Origin of the sequence: Tenacibaculum sp. AHE14PA, assembly GCF_019278465.1 — a bacterium.
GTDB lineage: Bacteria > Bacteroidota > Bacteroidia > Flavobacteriales > Flavobacteriaceae > Polaribacter > Polaribacter bernardetii.
This window is the reverse complement of the sequence record NZ_CP058983.1, coordinates 1,706,372-1,722,912: the sequence shown is the minus strand read 5'-3', so window position 1 is coordinate 1,722,912 and position 16,541 is coordinate 1,706,372. Positions and strand designations below refer to the sequence as shown.

The 16,541-nt window shown below is 31.4% G+C and carries 13 protein-coding genes; 2 read left to right on the top strand and 11 right to left on the bottom strand.

The window, feature by feature from the left end; translation table 11 throughout:
• Positions 1-42 precede the first annotated feature (42 nt).
• Positions 43-2,010 (top strand): YgiQ family radical SAM protein, encoded by a 1,968-nt coding sequence (locus H0I30_RS07885; RefSeq protein WP_218773498.1) that lies wholly within the window; start codon positions 43-45, stop codon positions 2,008-2,010.
• Between the two features lie 101 nt (positions 2,011-2,111).
• Here H0I30_RS07885 and H0I30_RS07880 read toward each other — a convergent pair whose 3' ends face one another.
• The 8 genes from H0I30_RS07880 to H0I30_RS07845 form a co-directional block, all read right to left on the bottom strand.
• Positions 2,112-2,621 carry a DUF3124 domain-containing protein gene (locus H0I30_RS07880; RefSeq protein ID WP_218771325.1) on the bottom strand — a complete coding sequence of 170 codons (510 nt, stop codon included), beginning with the start codon at positions 2,619-2,621 and terminating at the stop codon, positions 2,112-2,114.
• A 94-nt stretch (positions 2,622-2,715) separates the two neighbouring features.
• On the bottom strand, positions 2,716-3,255 hold the full coding sequence (locus H0I30_RS07875; RefSeq protein WP_218771324.1) for a sigma-70 family RNA polymerase sigma factor: 540 nt from the start codon (positions 3,253-3,255) through the stop codon (positions 2,716-2,718).
• A gap of 386 nt (positions 3,256-3,641) precedes the next feature.
• Positions 3,642-4,091: an FKBP-type peptidyl-prolyl cis-trans isomerase gene (locus tag H0I30_RS07870; RefSeq protein WP_218771323.1), complete on the bottom strand. Its 450-nt coding sequence runs from the start codon at positions 4,089-4,091 to the stop codon at positions 3,642-3,644.
• Between the two features lie 28 nt (positions 4,092-4,119).
• Positions 4,120-5,733 carry an amidohydrolase gene (locus H0I30_RS07865; RefSeq protein ID WP_218771322.1) on the bottom strand — a complete coding sequence of 538 codons (1,614 nt, stop codon included), beginning with the start codon at positions 5,731-5,733 and terminating at the stop codon, positions 4,120-4,122.
• A complete protein-coding gene (locus tag H0I30_RS07860) occupies positions 5,730-6,092 on the bottom strand; it encodes a DoxX family membrane protein (protein WP_218771321.1) in 363 nt (120 codons plus the stop codon). The genes H0I30_RS07865 and H0I30_RS07860 overlap by 4 nt, the downstream gene beginning before the upstream one ends.
• 3 nt (positions 6,093-6,095) lie before the next feature.
• Positions 6,096-7,532 (bottom strand): M20/M25/M40 family metallo-hydrolase, encoded by a 1,437-nt coding sequence (locus tag H0I30_RS07855; protein WP_218771320.1) that lies wholly within the window; start codon positions 7,530-7,532, stop codon positions 6,096-6,098.
• A 151-nt stretch (positions 7,533-7,683) separates the two neighbouring features.
• On the bottom strand, positions 7,684-9,465 hold the full coding sequence (locus H0I30_RS07850; RefSeq protein WP_218771319.1) for a hypothetical protein: 1,782 nt from the start codon (positions 9,463-9,465) through the stop codon (positions 7,684-7,686).
• Positions 9,466-9,504: 39 nt separating this feature from the next.
• Positions 9,505-12,525, bottom strand: coding sequence for a tetratricopeptide repeat protein (locus H0I30_RS07845; RefSeq protein ID WP_218771318.1), 3,021 nt, complete (start codon positions 12,523-12,525; stop codon positions 9,505-9,507).
• A 125-nt stretch (positions 12,526-12,650) separates the two neighbouring features.
• On the opposite strand from H0I30_RS07845, the gene H0I30_RS07840 reads away from it, so the two are divergent.
• The gene (locus H0I30_RS07840; RefSeq protein WP_218771317.1) at positions 12,651-13,337 is read left to right on the top strand and encodes a cell division ATP-binding protein FtsE; all 687 of its coding nucleotides are present in this window, start codon (positions 12,651-12,653) and stop codon (positions 13,335-13,337) included.
• 211 nt (positions 13,338-13,548) lie between these two features.
• On the opposite strand, the gene mdh is transcribed toward H0I30_RS07840, so the two are convergent.
• The 3 genes from mdh to H0I30_RS07825 form a co-directional block, all read right to left on the bottom strand.
• Positions 13,549-14,475, bottom strand: coding sequence for a malate dehydrogenase (gene mdh, locus H0I30_RS07835; protein WP_218771316.1), 927 nt, complete (start codon positions 14,473-14,475; stop codon positions 13,549-13,551).
• Between the two features lie 123 nt (positions 14,476-14,598).
• Positions 14,599-15,351, bottom strand: a complete 753-nt coding sequence (locus tag H0I30_RS07830) for a hypothetical protein (protein ID WP_218771315.1) — start codon at positions 15,349-15,351, stop codon at positions 14,599-14,601.
• A gap of 104 nt (positions 15,352-15,455) precedes the next feature.
• Positions 15,456-16,496, bottom strand: a complete 1,041-nt coding sequence (locus tag H0I30_RS07825; RefSeq protein ID WP_218771314.1) for a DUF6588 family protein — start codon at positions 16,494-16,496, stop codon at positions 15,456-15,458.
• Between the last annotated feature and the right edge of the window lie 45 nt (positions 16,497-16,541).

The window sequence follows — 16,541 nt, the reverse complement described above, 5'->3', positions numbered from 1 at the left end:
AGTGAGGACTTTATTCCTAAAAACCTTGTACCTTTGCAGCGCATGGGAATAAGACGAGTTTCAGATTGGTTACCGACTACAAATAAGGAGGTTAAGTTAAGAGGATGGGAAGAATTAGATGTAATTCTTTTTAGTGGAGATGCATATGTAGATCATCCATCATTTGGTCCTGCAGTAATTGGGCGTATACTAGAAAGTTACGGGTTGCGTGTTGCAATTGTGCCACAGCCTAGTGTAAACGATAATTTACAGGATTTTGAGAAGTTAGGGAAACCAAGATTATTTTTTGGAGTAACAGGAGGCTGTATGGATCCGATGGTGAGTAATTATACGGCAAGTAAACGTCGTAGAGATAAAGATGCGTATACACCAAACGGAGATAAAGGTTTTAGACCTGATTATGCAACTTCAGTATACTCGAAAATATTAAAAGATAAATTTCCTGATACACCTGTATTAATTGGAGGTATTGAAGCTTCTTTAAGAAGAGTAACACATTACGATTATTGGTCAGATAAATTGTTGCCAACTATTTTAGAAACTTCTAAAGCAGATATGTTGGTTTACGGAATGGGAGAACAACCTTTACGTGAAATAGTAGAGTTATTACAAAAAGGTGTTCCGTTTTCGAGCTTAAAAACGATTAAACAAACAGCTGTTTTTGTTGATAAAGGAGAGGATATTCCTAAAAATAAAAACTGGGAAGATATAGAGATTAATTCTCACGAGGCTTGTTTAAAGGATAAAAAAACATTTGCATCTAACTTTAAAGTAATAGAGCAGGAGTCTAATAAATTAAAGGCACGTCGTATTTTTCAGAAAGTAGGAGATAAGAGGTTGATGATAAATCCGCCTTACCCTACAATGACTGAAAAGGAAATAGATGGATCTTTCGATTTACCTTTTACACGTTTGCCGCACCCAAAATATAATAAAAGAGGGCCAATTCCGGCTTTTGAAATGATAAAATTTTCTATTAACATTCACCGTGGATGTTTTGGAGGGTGTAGTTTTTGTACTATTTCTGCACACCAAGGAAAATTTATAGCAAGTCGTAGTCAAGAATCTGTTTTAAGAGAAGTTGACAAGGTTGCTGAAATGGATGACTTTAAAGGTTATTTATCTGATATTGGTGGGCCATCTGCCAATATGTATAAGATGAAAGGTAAAATACAATCTATCTGTGATAAATGTGTTGCACCTTCTTGTATATCGCCAGTAATATGTAGTAATTTAGATACATCTCACAAGCCATTAACAGAATTATATCAAGCCGTTGATAAGCATCCGAAGATAAAAAAATCGTTTATTGGAAGTGGAATTCGACATGATATGTTAGTGCCTGAATTTAATAAAAATGCAGATCCGAAAGAGTTAGATGCCTACACCGAAGAGGTGATGACAAAGCATATTTCTGGACGATTAAAAGTAGCGCCAGAACACACATCTGACCCTGTTTTAAAATTGATGCGTAAACCGTCATTTAAATATTTTCACATGTTTAAAGAGCGTTTTGATCGTATTAATATAAAGAAAAAATTAAAATTACAGTTAATACCTTACTTTATATCTAATCATCCTGCTTGTGAAAAAGAGGATATGGCAAATTTAGCTGCCGAAACAAAAGAGATGGGATTTCAGTTAGAGCAGGTACAAGGTTTTACGCCAACGCCAATGACTGTTGCAACGGTAATTTACTATAGTGGTTTTCATCCGTACACTTTAAAGCCAACGAAAACACCTAAAACAGCTAAAGAAAAAGAAGATCAGCACAAGTTTTTCTTCTGGTATAAGAAAGAAAATAAAGATTGGATTCGTAACACACTTAACAAAGTAGGAAGACAAGATTTATTGAAAGTTTTATTACCTGAAAACAATTCTTGGAAGAAAAATAAATCAGCAAAAGAAACAAAAAATACTTTTGATGACGCTGTTCCTTTTAATCAGCGTAAAAGTAAAAACTATAGAGCGCCTAAGGCTAAGAGTGGTTCTAAGAAAAGAAGAAAATAAGCTTAATAAAGATATTTAGATAAAACTTAGTGTGTAAAAGCACTAAGTTTTTTTGTTTAATAAATAAGCTATTGACACCTTTTAGCAGTATCGTTATTGACTTATTTTATTCTTTTTGATTGTGTTGTGAAAGATAAACCTTGTTGTCCCATGGTTGAGTTCATTACGCCTTCAAACAAAGGTTCAGGACAGTTTTTTGGAATTTTCCATTCGATTATAAAGTTAGATCCTGTTCCTCCTTCAACATCTATCTCATCAATTATTATTTCGGTAGTTTCCATCGGGCTCAAATAAATTGGTTTATCAAAATAGGTGCGAATAGATTTACCGTGGGTATCAAAATATTCTGACTTTAACAAGTATATAGTATCAGTATCACTGGTATTTCTCATACTTATCATTGCTGTTAAATTATGTGTTTTGTGTTCTGAACTACTATAAATTTGTGAATAAATAGATAGGTATGATTTTCCGTATTCAAGAGAGTCTTTGGTACTTATATCTACATATCTTTTCGACCAATTCTCTGGGTTTACAGAACTGATTGCTTTTTTTTCATTACAACTAAAAATTAAAAAACTTATGAATAAAAGTAGAATGTATTTTTTCATTTTGATGCGGTATTATTGATTGTTAACAAGAGGAGCAGTATTTGCTAAATTAGTAGTAAAGTTATTAAAAAAAGAGTTAAAATAGTGCAATTTCCTATCCACAAACTTTACAATCATCTTTGTCTTGTATTTCACCAACTAACTTGCCGTTTTCGTTTAAAACAAATCCACAGCAATCCATAAAACCTTGTGCTATTAGTTTACGAGCACGTTGAATTTGTGATTTAGTTGTAGGTAAACTCTGTTTTAAGGTATCAGCAACATCTTGTTGTTTTAAGCCTTTAATGTCTGATAAGAATAACGGATTTCTATATTTTTTTGGTAAACTTTCTAAGATGCCAAGTAAACAATCTTTTTCGGTATGCGAGGTTGTTTCTAAGCTTGTTTCAGTTTCGGAATTAGCCAATTCAAAAGTCTTATTCGCACTCTTAAAATAGTCTATGATAGCGTTTCTAGCAATGGTAAATATCCAGGGCTTTAGTTTAGTAATGTCTTTTAGCGTATGAAGTTTGGTGTGTATTTTAATAAAAGTGTCTTGTAAAACATCTTCAGTAACCGTTGCATCCTTTACCTTACTTAAGATAAAATATTTAACGTCATCAGCATATTTTATGTAAACTTGATTTGTTGTCATTCTATAAATTTACAAAAATGTTATTACAAAGCTGAAGGTATTTTAAATAGAAAAGACTACAGCTTTGTAATAACAAAAGTTAACATATATATTACTAACAATTACAGTTGTTGCAAGAACAGTTTTCGCAGGTGCAATTAGAGCAGTTACCTGTTTTACAACCGTCGCAATTACAAGTACATTGATTTTTATGTTTCATGATTTTTAAGTTTTATGTTCATATAGTAGACTTTTAAATGTTTAAAAAGATGCATTTATTTACCATTTTTTTCTAAAGAAAAAATAATCTTATGTAAACGCTAAAAAGACGCTTAAAACAAGTAGTTGTTTTAAGCGTCTTTTTTATTTAAAATTAGATGAACTCTTAATGAAAAGAATGATAAATGTTATTCAACACTTATAAGTTCGATGTCGAATATTAAAACAGATCCACCAGGTATTCCTGGCCTTCCATTGCTTCCGTATCCTAATCTTGAAGGAACTAGTAAAACACCATTACCACCTTCTTTAAAATAAGTGATTCCTTCTGTCCATCCTTTAATAACTTGTTGTAAGTTAAAAGAAATACCAGCGCTATCACTTTCATCAAATGTTTTACCATTTAAAAAATAACCTTTGTACGCAACAGTTACGTTAGAGTTGCTTACGGGGCTTGTTCCAGAGCCTTCATTGTTTATAACATAGTATAAGCCGGAATTGCTTTTTTTAGCATCTAAATTGTTGTCAGCGATGTACTCAATAATATCAGCTTCGTTTTTAGTGTCGTAGTCAATAGAATCTTCGCTACACGATATAAATAATAATGCAATTAAGGTTGCATAAAAATAAGATTTCATAAAAGGGTTTTTATAGTTTGATAAAAAATTAATTTACTTTTTCTCCATTTACAAAAGTTTCTAAAACTTTCGTGTTTGGTATTTTGTCGCCGTTAACAGTTACAATATCATTTTCTAAGATGATAAAATCGGCAAGTTTACCTACTTCAATACTTCCTTTTTCGGCTTCTTCAAAATTAGCAAAAGCATTCCAGATAGTCATCCCTTTCAAGGCATTTTCTCTAGATAAAGCATTGTTCATTTGATATCCTTTTTCTGGATATCCTTTTAAATCTTTTCTGATAGTTGCAGCGTAATAGGTATGCAACGGACTTACGTTTTCGATAGGGAAGTCGGTTCCTAAAGCAACCATGCCATGTTGTTTTAATAAATCGTTATAAGCATAAGAACCTTTAATTCTTTCAGAACCTACACGTTCTTCTGCCCAGTACATATCGCTTGTAGCATGTGTTGGTTGAATAGACGGAATGATATTTTTAAATAAATGAAAATCTTTTAAATCAACAATCTGAGCATGTTCAATTCTCCAACGACGATTGTCTTTGTTTTTTAAGAATTTATTATAAGCTTTAAGCATTACATAATTAGCAGAATCACCAATGGCATGGGTGTTCATTTGATATTCAGAACTAGCAATTCTTTTTGCTAAACGTTGAAGGTCATCGTACGAATTTACTAAAGCACCAAAATGCCCTTTTTTATCAGAATACTCTTCTTTTAAAGCACCTCCACGAGAACCTAAAGCTCCGTCTGCATATACTTTTACCGAACGAACATGTAATTTATCAGTTTTAACAACACCTTTATTAAGGTAGTAATCTAAGTTTTTTTTATTGTTAGAAATCATTGCGTAAATACGCATTTTTAAATCACCGGTTTGTTGTAAACTATCAATCAATTCAATTACTTGTCTATCTAAACCAGCATCATCAACGGTTGTTAACCCTAAGTCAAAACAGATTTTTTCAGCGTCTTTTAAAGCCTGAATTTGTTCTTGTTTATTCGGTTTTGGCACTTCAATGAAATTCATTGCATTGTCAATTAACACACCTGTAAGTTTTCCATCTTTTTTAAAGAATTCACCTCCATCAATTTTAGTGTCAATTGTAATACCTGCTAAATCGATTGCAGCTTGATTTACCAACATTGCATGACCGTCAATTCTACGAACTGCCACAGGAATACTAGGAAATAAAGCATCTAGTTTCTCTTTAGTAGGAAATTCTTTTGTTTCCCAATCATTTTGATCCCAACCACGACCAGTTATAAAAGTGGTGTTTTTTTCTTTTTGAAATTCAACTAACTTCTGTAATACCTCATCGTAACTTTTTGTACCGACTAAGTTTACTTTTTGCTGTTGTAAACCTAATCTGTAAAAATGACAATGTCCATCAATAAAACCAGGATATATAGCTTTATTTTCAGCATCGATAGTTTTTGATGAGGTGTATTTATCTTGTATTTCTTTATTAGTTCCTATAGCGATAAATTTACCGTCTTTAATCGCAAAACTTTCAGCCTTATCGAAATTAGAATTAACTGTATATGTGTTTGAGTTAATAACAATCGTGTCTACTTTTTCTTGTTGTTTACAAGAGGTAATAGCGATTGAAACGGCAATAATTAATAATGATTTTCTCATGAATTTGAATATATTAAATAAGCGATATATAAAAGTAAAAATTGTATTGGTAAGCGTATAATGGCAATTTTTTTAGATCCTATAGCAGGTTTTTCTTTAAATAAATCCCATATATGTAATGGTAAAAAAACGACCATTAGCACAAAAAAACCGATGGCAGCATTTTTTGCAGTAGCATTAAATAAAAGACCTATTCCGATTACAACTTCTATAAAACCTGCAACATAGTTTACAGCTAGTTTAGGAAGTGGTTTGGGAATAAAACCATTAAAAAAACGTGGTTTTAAAAAATGCATAACACCTATGTAAGCAAAGAATAAACCAAAAATTATACGAAGAATTAATACTAAAATTGTCATCCGTTATGGTTTTATGGTTTCGTTATTATATAAATACTTATCCATTAAATATACGATACTTGCCATTGACGCACTTCCTAACTCTAGTTCACGTTTGTTAACTTTATCGAAAGTATCGCTAGCAGCATGGTGATAATCAAAATAACGTTGAGAATCTGGTCGGTATCCAACCAAAGTAACATGATCGTCTTTTAGAGGACCAATATCAGCGCCACTTCCACCTGCTGTAATATCATGTAATCCGTAAGGAGCTAATAATTTTTTCCAGCTTTGTAATAATTGAAGGTTCTTGTCATTAGCATCGATAGAGAAACCTCTAGGTGTGTGACCTCCAGAATCAGATTCTAAAGCACCAATATGATTTTCGTTATTCAGTTTTGCTAAACGGGCATATTCTGTAGCACCACGCAAACCGTTTTCTTCGTTCATGAAAAATACAATACGAATAGTATTTTTAGGTTTAATGTTGTTCTTTTTTAATAAGTAAGCTACTTCTAATGATTGCACAATTCCTGTTCCGTCGTCATGAGCGCCATCACCTAAATCCCAAGAATCTAAATGCCCACCAATAACCATAATTTTATCAGGGTTTTCACTTCCTTTAATTTCTCCTACAACATTGTGTGACGGAGCATCTGGTAGTGTTTCACAGCTTTGTTTTAAGTAAAACTTAAGTGTTGGATTCTCTTTTAAATGCTTGCTTAAGTTTTCGGCAGCTCTAGAGCTAATTGCTGCAGAAGGAATATATTCTGATTTAGGAATATCTCCATACCCCATTGATCCGGTATGAGGATAATCATCTATTCCGTTTGTCATTGAGCGAACGATAACTGCTTTTGCGCCGAATTTACCAACTGCTGCTGCTCCGCCAAAACGCTGACCGACACATCCGCCGTAGGCTTTAAAAGTGTGAATTAAAGTATTATCAAAAGCACCATTAAAGAAAACGATTTTACCCTTGGCTTTATCTCCTAATTTTTCAGCTTCTTCTAAGCTTTTTACTTCAATAACTTCTGCTGTAATTCCGCCAGTTGGTGTTGCAATAGAACCTCCTATAGCACAAACAGGAACATTAATTTCTACTCCGTTAAAGCTATAATTTGCAACTTCTTTTTCTCCACGAACCCAATGTGGTACCATAACTGGTTGTAACCAAACAGAATCTAAACCAACTTCGTTCATTAATTTTTCACTCCAAACAACAGACTTTGCTGCTCCTTCTGAACCAGATAAACGGCTACCTACATTTGTAGTTAAGTCTCGTAACCATTCGTACGATTTCCCTTCGGTTAAGGCGGCGTTGAATAAGTGTTTTATTTGAGTTGAATCTATTTTTTCTTCAGTAGAAAAAACATTAGAAGTTAAAGGTGTTTCTTTTTTTTCTGTATTACAAGAAATTACAAACAACCCTGAAATTAATAAGAGAGATAATTTTTTCATTTATGATACTGTTTTAAAGTGCCATAAATGTAAGTTTTATATTTTTAATCGTAAAGTGATCGTCAAGATTTTGATTTGTAGTTGTTTGATTTAAGTTACGCCTAACTATTCTTTGTAAATAGTTAGGCGTAATTATATTTAGATTGTTTTTTTAGAAAAGTGAATCAAATTTCCAAGTTAAACCTCCCATTGCTTGGAAACCTTGTACATTAAAATTATTAAATCTTTGGTAACTGTTATTTAGCACATTATTAAGGTTTAAAAACACAGAAAACGAGTCGTTAAAATGGTATCCACCATTAAAGTTAATGTCAAAATAACCATCCAAGTCTATAGTTGAGAAATTTTGCGAAGGCAATACTTCGTATAATTTTCCTTTTCGTTGGCCGACAAAAAAGAAGTTAGCACCTGCAAACCATTTTCTTGTTTTATACGTTCCGAAAAGTTCTCCTTTTATTTTTGGAGCGTTCCATGCTTCAAGCTCATTAGTTAATGTAAACTTATTAAATTGACCGTTTAAGCCTACACTTAAGTTTTTAATTCCGTCGAAAGCAATTTCACCAAAGAAAGAGACTTGTTTAATATCGTCGTACGCCGTGTTAAATGAGTTTCCGTAATCATATCCGAAGAAAGAAAAAGCATCTGTTCCTGCAATATTATTTCCGTTAGATTTTGATTGGTTTAAAGTAAAAAAAGCATTGTTTTCAATATCGGCATAACTTGCTTTTAAATTATAACTAAACTGAAAATCTAACTTACCTCTTATTCCTGCAAAGAGATCGTATTTCTTGTTGGTTTGCTGTATGTTTTGAGTAGGAGAGACGTACGGATTTTTTGTTGATAATGATTTGTAAGTGTTTGTTTCTAAACCTCCTGAAGCACCAATAAAAACGCTTGCAAAATCGTTTACAATAGGATAAGAGATTTCTAGATCGGGATACACAAAGAAGTTAGTATCGTTGTTCTCTAAATCTAAAGAGACATACGTTTTTACTCCTATTTTTATAGCTAAATCTTGTACTTTAAAATTATACGTTGGGTGAATACCTGCAGTAGCAAAACTATGTTTTAACTCGGTTTGAGTTTCGTAGTTTTTTTCGAATTTAGTACCTAAATAACTTAATGTTGTGTTTATATATAAATCATTTAACTGACGGTGAAAATTATTTAAAGGAAATTTAAATTTCGCATTTGCATCAATTAAAAACTCATTACTACTTAATGCATCTGTAAAAAATGAAATACTACCATTTGCTTCATCAAGATAAGAATCATCAAATTTAATGGTCCCAAAAACCTTAAAGTAAGTATAGGCTTGTTCTTCTTCAATATTGCTAATAGTAGCGTTAGTAAAAGGTATGTTTGTTGGTAAACCATACCAATTGTGCTTGTTTCGTTCAGCGCTTATGCCTGTTTTCCAATTTAAATAACGTTCTTGTTGTGCATAAAATAAGTTTAAACTCATATCGTAATATGTACTACTAAGAGCTGTGTTTTCAACAGGGTCTGCAGATAGAAGAAATTTTAAATGCGCTCCGAATTCACTATCGTAACTTTCGTTTCTTCTAACATAAGCTTCCAAAAAAGGAGTTATTTTATTACCGAAACCAACAGATAAGTAATTAGGGTATAATAGTTCTCTTTTACCTAAATCTACTTTTTTCATCACACCACTTTTTGGAATAAAAGTAGAGGCAACAGGGACTGAAAATATTTTGTATTCTAATTCTTTTTTCTGTGTTTCTTTTGTGTGTTTAATAATAGGTTTTTGCTTTATTTTAAAAGCATCGGTAATTTTAGGAACGTATGATGTAACTACATTAACTACCTCTGTTTTTATAATAGTGTCTTTTGCTTTTTCTGTGGTTTTCTTTTCTTGTGCATTTGCAATTGATATTGCAAATAAAACAAATAAACCTAAGTGTTTCTTCATTGATATAATCATTGAACTCTTTTTTGTATTTAACAAATTTTAGTTTTGGGTAGTTACCGATTCGTTTGTTTTTGCTTCTTTATTTTTTATAGAACGAAGCTCGTTTGTAGCTTCTTCTGTAACATCTTTGTATTGCGTAAAGTTTTTAATAATGTTTTCTAAGATGTAGGTTGCTTGGTAAGCATCTTTTAAAGCATAATAATTTTTAGCCATTACAATGTAACTTTTAACTCCCCAGTATTTGTAAGAAGAATAGTTGGCTATTAAATTTTGCACTGCTTTGTTAGATGCTTCATAGTCTTTATTTTCATTTAAAAAGAATGCATTATAGTACAAGCTTTCAGCTTTTAGTTCGCCAGTAGCTTTTTTACTAACTTCATTAAAAAACTCTTCAGCGGTTAAAAAGTCATTGGTTTTATAAGCGGAACGCGCATAGATTATTTTTGCATCTTCTGCGACGTTTGTGTCTATTTTATCGGTTCCTAAAACCTTTTCGGCATAGGTAATAGCGTTGGCATATTCTTTTTTATTATAATACCCTTTCATTAAATTACTTTGTGCAAATATTATATTCTGCGGATAATTAGCTACGGTTTCTAATTGCTTTAAAAGTTGTATTCCTTTATCCCAATTTTCTTCTTCTAAATAGATATTAGAAAGTTTGGCTAATGATTCTTCAGAAAATTCACTTTTATTTTGATCTACAACATAGGTGTAGTGTGGTACTGCATTTTTAAATTGCTTGTTGTTATTATACGATTGCGCTAAATAGAAATGAGATTTTAAAGCATGTAATCCGTTAGGGAAAGTTAAAAGATATTTATTGAATCCTTCAATGGCTTTTGCGGTATCGTTTTCTAAAAACTTGTTTTCTGCAGATTGATAAGTAGCATTGTCTAATTCTGCATCTGTAACATTTATAAATTTTACGTTTTTAACCCAAACAGCATATTCATCTACTTTACCAATATCAATATATACATTTTTAACATTGGTAACAGCCTGTTTTGCTTCTTTAGAGTTAGGGTGCTTCGCAACAACTTCTTTATATTTTTCTAAAGCTTTTTTATTTTGATTACTGTTATAGTACAACAATCCTTGACGTAACAGCACATTAGGAATATAGTTGCTATTAGAATGTTCAGATAATAAACGATTGTACGTTTTTTGAGCTTTTACAGCATTGTTTGTTGCAGTATAGGTTGTAGCTAACTGAAACAAAGCATCATCTTGTAATTGAGAACCTACGTAATCGTTAACAAGCGTTTGTAAGTTTTTAATTTTTGTGTCATTTTGCCCCATAAATCCATAACTCATAGCTGTTTGGTATTGGGCGTAATCTGCACCTACACCGCCTTCATTAATTACTTTTTTATAAGAGTTAATTGCTTTTAAGTAGCTTTTAGAAGCATAAAAAGAATCTCCTAATCTACTTGAAGCATCATCATTTAAATTATTGTCATCTAATTTTATCGCTAAAAATTGTTGAAAATGTTTTGCAGCATTTTCATAGTTTTTTTGTTTAAAATAAGTGTAAGCAATATTATAATCTAATTTTTTTGTGTCTTCTAAATCTTTATTTGTAATTAATAAAAAACTGGTTAAGGCTTTGTCATAATTACCTAATAAGTACTCTGTTTCAGCTAACCAAAAATTCCCTTTATTATTAATTACGGAGTTTGCAGAAAGAGTTGCTTTGTAAAAATAAGGTTTAGCAGCAGCTAATTTATTTTCATTAAATAATTGAATACCTCTGTACAATGATACTTCATTTGCAATGTTGTCGTTTTCTAAAGATTTTACACTACTTAAATAATCTAAAGCGCCTTGGTAGTCTTGTTGATGTAAATAAGAGGTAATTAATAATTCGTTTATTTCAGATGCATTTGGTGAGTTTGGATATTTTGCTAAAAAACCTTTTAAAACATCCGGAACACTCTCATAAGGGTTTCCTTGTTCGTAACTCAATTTTGCATAACTTAACGAAGCACTTTCAGTTATTTTAAGATCAAATTCCATTTCGCTTGCATTTTTAAATGCATTTAAAGCTGCTGGTTTTTTTTGCAATTCTAAATAACATTCACCTAAATGATAGTAAGCATTCTGAGCAACTTTATTGTTACCGCCAATAATTTTATTAAAATTACCAATAGCCTCTTCATAGTTTTTTTGCTGATAATAAGCGTAACCTAAATAATAATAATCGGTATTAATCCACTTCCCATTTTTACCTTCATAGGCTGTTAAGTAAGGAATTGCCTGATCGTATTTTTTAAGATTAAAATAGCTCTCACCAATTATTTTAGAAACCTGAGAAATTTCTTTTTCATCTTTTGATTCTTTTAAAAGGTTTTCTCCAATTTTCACAGATTTATCAAAACGCCCAGCTTTAAAACTAATATCTAAAATATAGTAATTTGCTTTTGCTTGGTAAGTAGCATCGTTTGCTAGCTGACTTAAATTATCTTCGGCTTCACCAAAATTTTCTTGTTTGTAAGCAATATACCCGAAGTAATAACGCGCATCGTTACCATAAATAGGGTTTCCAAGTAATGTTTGAAAACGAGATTTAGCATCTTTTAAATAATTAGATACCAATAAAGCATAACCCATTTTATAATTTAACTCATCTCTTTCTGGTTGACTTAATAACTTGTCATTTACTTTTTGATACCATTTTAACGCGTGTGCAGCTTTTCTGTTAGCAAAATAATAGTTACCCACATTTATAAAAGCCTTCTCTTTTTTGTTATTATAAGGGTGGTTTTCTACAAATTCTAATACTTTATCATCTGCATTGTCTTGTGTTAATTTTATAGCACACATTGCATCATAATAATCGGCATCAGCTTTTCGATTTTCATGTTGATTAGCACTTCTAGAAACTTCGCTAAACAATTCTTGCGCAGCAGCGTACGCTTTGTTGTTGTAAAGTTTTATAGCTTTGTGGTAATCAGATGTAATTTCTGAATTAATAGCAGACTCTTGTGCCGTTATGGTTATTGAAAAAGCGATTAAAAATAGTGAAAAACAACTTTTTTTTAAACAAATAAATCTCATATATCTTAGTTCTCTAAAAGGTATAACGTACCTTTTCTGTTTTTGTTGGTAAACAATGCATCAAAAATAAGAAATGTTATAGAATTAAGTAATAAAATTTTAGATTTGTAAAAACGAATCGATATATGGAAAGACCTGTTTTACATCTTGAAAATGCTGATATTTATCAGCAAGACAACTTAGTATTATCAAAAATTAACTTCAGATTAAATAAAGGTGATTTTTATTACTTGATAGGAAAGACAGGAAGCGGAAAAAGTAGCTTGTTAAAAACCTTGTATGGCGATTTGCGTTTACAAAGAGGTTTGGGTGAAATTGTAGGTTTCGATTTAAAGAAAATGAAAGAAAATGATATTCCTTTTTTAAGGAGAAAATTAGGGATTGTTTTTCAGGATTTTAAACTTTTAAATGATAGAAACGTTTTTGAAAACTTAGAATTCGTTTTAAAAGCTACTGGATGGAAAGATAAAACCGAAATGAAAGATAAAATCTACGAGGTTTTAGATAAAGTAGGAATGAAAGAAAAATACTACAAAAAAACATTCGAACTTTCTGGAGGTGAACAACAACGAGTTGCAATTGCAAGGGCATTGTTAAATGATCCTGAGTTAATTTTAGCAGATGAACCTACGGGTAATTTAGATCCTAAAACATCGCTTGAAGTAATGAATTTATTAAATGAAATTCATAAAAGCGGAAAAACCATATTAATGGCTACGCACGATTATCAGTTAATTGTAAAGTTTAAGCAAAAAACTCTTAAGTGTGAAGGCGGAGAGTTGTTTGAAGTACAACAACAACAAACAGTTTAGTTTTAAATAAAAAACCCACTTCACGAATGAAGTGGGAAAATTGCTATGAAAAACTATGAAAAAGAAACACTACTAAATGCTTCCTTATAATTAAAGACGCTATCTTTTAAAGAACCTTACACGTTTGTCATAAAATTTAAATTTTTTTTAAAATAAAACCCTGAGTAGTTTAACTACTCAGGGTTTATATATTAAAGAGCTTAAAATTATTTTACAAATTTAAAGCAGTATTGTTGTTTTTAACAGCTTCTGCAGATGCAGTTAAGTGTACTTTTTCAGCATCAGATAAATTAATCTCAACGATACTTTCAATTCCGTTTTTACCTAAAACAACAGGAACTCCGATACATAAATCAGACAAGCCATATTCACCATCTAATAAAGTAGAACAAGGGAATATTTTTTTGGTATCACAAGCAATAGCTTGTACCATACCAGAAACTGCAGCACCTGGTGCATACCAAGCAGAAGTACCTAATAAACCAGTTAATGTAGCACCACCAACTTTAGTATCTTGCATAACTTGCTCTAATCTTTCTTCTGATAAAAATTCAGAAACAGGAACAGAGTTACGAGTAGCTAAACGCGTTAAAGGAACCATTCCTTTGTCAGAGTGACCTCCAATAACCATTCCATCAACATCAGATATAGGAGCGCCTAAAGCTTCCGCTAAACGGTACTTAAAACGAGCAGAATCTAAAGCCCCACCCATACCTATAATTCTGTTTTTAGGTAATCCAGTGGCTTTGTGTACTAAATAAGTCATTGTATCCATTGGGTTAGAAACCACAATGATAATAGTGTTAGGAGATTGTTCTACTAAGCTAGCCGCTACCGACTTTACAATACCAGAATTGATACCTAATAATTCGTCACGAGACATACCAGGTTTACGAGCAATACCAGAAGTAATTACACAAACGTCAGACCCTGCAGTTTTACTATAATCTCCTGTAGTACCTGTTATTTTTGTGTCAAAACCATTTAAAGAAGCTGTTTGCATTAAATCCATTGCTTTACCTTCAGCAAAACCTTCTTTAATATCTACTAATACAACTTCTGATGCGAAATTTTTAATAGCAATGTACTCTGCACAACTTGCACCTACAGCACCTGCTCCTACAACTGTTACTTTCATTTTTTTTATATTTTTAATTGTGATGAATTAATTTAAGTTGCACAAAAATAACGATTTGACTATGGATATAAAAACAAAACCCCATTGAAATTTCAATAGGGTTTTGTAGGTGCTTAGTTGAGATTATTTTTTAGACATCATTTTTGTGTATTCTAAAATATATTCACTAAAATATCTCCATTTAATATCTTTTAAAGGATACTTTTTAACAAACTCTTCGCAATCTCCAAAAAGCTTTTCGTATCTAACATCTAATTCTCTTTTATGCATCCAGTAAATAACACCGTCTTTCTTAATGTAATATGACTTAGCAAGACCTCCTGCAACATTAAATCCAGCAAAACCAAGCTTTGTTGTTTCTTTAGCAAAAGGATCTCCAAAAACTTCTAAATACTTACTAAACGTTGGGTTGATTAGCTGCATCATATATTCTCTTTTTTTCTTTTTATTTTTTAAAGAAACTTCTTGGTTTTTAAAATATATATATCCTTGGTTAATAATTTCGTTATCTAAATCTGTTCTTTCCCATTGTCTTACATCATAAATGTGTCTAAAAGATTTAGAAAATTTTTCTATACCTCCAGGAAATAAATACATTTCTTTTATTTGGTCAGAATCAAATTTTAACTTTTTCCCTGTTTGTTCGTCTTTAATTTTTATGTAATAAATCTGACCTTTTTTTCTGTCGACATCTTTTTTGTACCCTTCTATTCTTTTTCCATCTTTTAAAACAACAACTGAAAGCTTTTTACCTGAATAACTATTATATACTTTGTCAAAAAGATCTTTCCCTTCTAATTTATCAGAAGTTTCGTTTTGAGCATTTGTAATGAGGCTGCAAGTCATAATTAATAAAATAAAAATTTTTCTCTTCATAATTTTTGTGTGTAAATTAACTTCAGATTCGAAAGTATAAAAATAAAAAAGAATCTTATTTATAAATAAGATTCTTTTTTTGATGTTTATTTTATGAATAAAGATTATCTAAAGCTAAAAGCGATACCTGCGTTTACAGAATTATATTCTTGCATTGTATAACTTCCAAATATTTTAAAGAAACCTAAGCTTAAGCGAGTTCCTATAGTTGCATTAAAGCCACTAGTACTTGTGCTTAATGATAATGGGTTTTTACCAAGGTCTTCCCTAACAATAACTGAAGGTATGGTTGAAGACTCATAGTTGGCAACAAAGCTGTCACCTTTTAAATCTAAATCAGTACTTCCTCCGTTGTATCCAACTCCTCCATAAAAATTAATAATAGGAAAATTAATAGAAGCAATTGCTTGAACAGTATACGAGTTTAATTTAAACTGAGTGATACCATTTCTAACCTCTATATTACCATCTACATCACCTATTGTGTAATCTACATTCATATTAGTGTATGCAGCTAATAAAGAAACATGTAAAGGCAGTTTATCTAAGGGGCCAAACCAACTTGTAATTTCTTTTTTTAATCCAATACCAAATAAGCTACCCTTAACATCATCAGAACCAACTTCTGGTACATAACGAACCATTGCTTCTAATTTAAAAGGAAGTCCTAAACCAACTTGTATAGAAGGTGCAGGTACAGCACTGGCAGGTAAATCTTCTTTTACTCCGTTAGGCATTGTAAAATCAGCAGAAACTGTTTGTCCGTTTACCGTAGTTTCATATCTTAAATCAGCAGGTGTAATATCTTCACTCCCCGCAACGGTAGGAGATGAGGTAACACCGTTTGTAACTGTTGTGTTACTTGATAGGTTTAACTTAGCAATGTTAAAAATTTCATCTTTTGAAGGAATAAAAGAAATGTTAGCTCCTATTGTTATATCGAAACCAAATTTTTTATGAACCTTAGCGGTATGGTACCAACCATTATTCATGCTGTAAATAAATCCTTTCATGGCAGGGTTTAAATAAGCGTTCGTTAATTTTGCAGCATCTTCTTTTGCTAAAAGAATTGATTCTAATTCTTGTGCTTTTACGTTTAAGGCTAAAGTTAAAAGAGTTACTATAGATAAAATTATTTTTTTCATTTTACTAAGTTATTAATTAGTTTGAAGCAAATGTATGAAAAAAGC

Excerpts from the sequence above, each read along its gene's own strand:
- H0I30_RS07855 (WP_218771320.1), bottom strand. The coding sequence starts at position 7,532 with ATGAAAAAATTATCTCTCTTATTAATTTCAGGGTTGTTTGTAATTTCT.
- H0I30_RS07850 (WP_218771319.1), bottom strand. The coding sequence starts at position 9,465 with ATGAAGAAACACTTAGGTTTATTTGTTTTATTTGCAATATCAATTGCA.
- mdh (WP_218771316.1), bottom strand. The coding sequence starts at position 14,475 with ATGAAAGTAACAGTTGTAGGAGCAGGTGCTGTAGGTGCAAGTTGTGCA.
- H0I30_RS07880 (WP_218771325.1), bottom strand. The coding sequence starts at position 2,621 with ATGAAAAAATACATTCTACTTTTATTCATAAGTTTTTTAATTTTTAGT.
- H0I30_RS07870 (WP_218771323.1), bottom strand. The coding sequence starts at position 4,091 with ATGAAATCTTATTTTTATGCAACCTTAATTGCATTATTATTTATATCG.
- H0I30_RS07825 (WP_218771314.1), bottom strand. The coding sequence starts at position 16,496 with ATGAAAAAAATAATTTTATCTATAGTAACTCTTTTAACTTTAGCCTTA.
- H0I30_RS07840 (WP_218771317.1), top strand. The coding sequence starts at position 12,651 with ATGGAAAGACCTGTTTTACATCTTGAAAATGCTGATATTTATCAGCAA.
- H0I30_RS07845 (WP_218771318.1), bottom strand. The coding sequence starts at position 12,525 with ATGAGATTTATTTGTTTAAAAAAAAGTTGTTTTTCACTATTTTTAATC.
- H0I30_RS07885 (WP_218773498.1), top strand. The coding sequence starts at position 43 with ATGGGAATAAGACGAGTTTCAGATTGGTTACCGACTACAAATAAGGAG.
- H0I30_RS07830 (WP_218771315.1), bottom strand. The coding sequence starts at position 15,351 with ATGAAGAGAAAAATTTTTATTTTATTAATTATGACTTGCAGCCTCATT.
- H0I30_RS07860 (WP_218771321.1), bottom strand. The coding sequence starts at position 6,092 with ATGACAATTTTAGTATTAATTCTTCGTATAATTTTTGGTTTATTCTTT.
- H0I30_RS07865 (WP_218771322.1), bottom strand. The coding sequence starts at position 5,733 with ATGAGAAAATCATTATTAATTATTGCCGTTTCAATCGCTATTACCTCT.
- H0I30_RS07875 (WP_218771324.1), bottom strand. The coding sequence starts at position 3,255 with ATGACAACAAATCAAGTTTACATAAAATATGCTGATGACGTTAAATAT.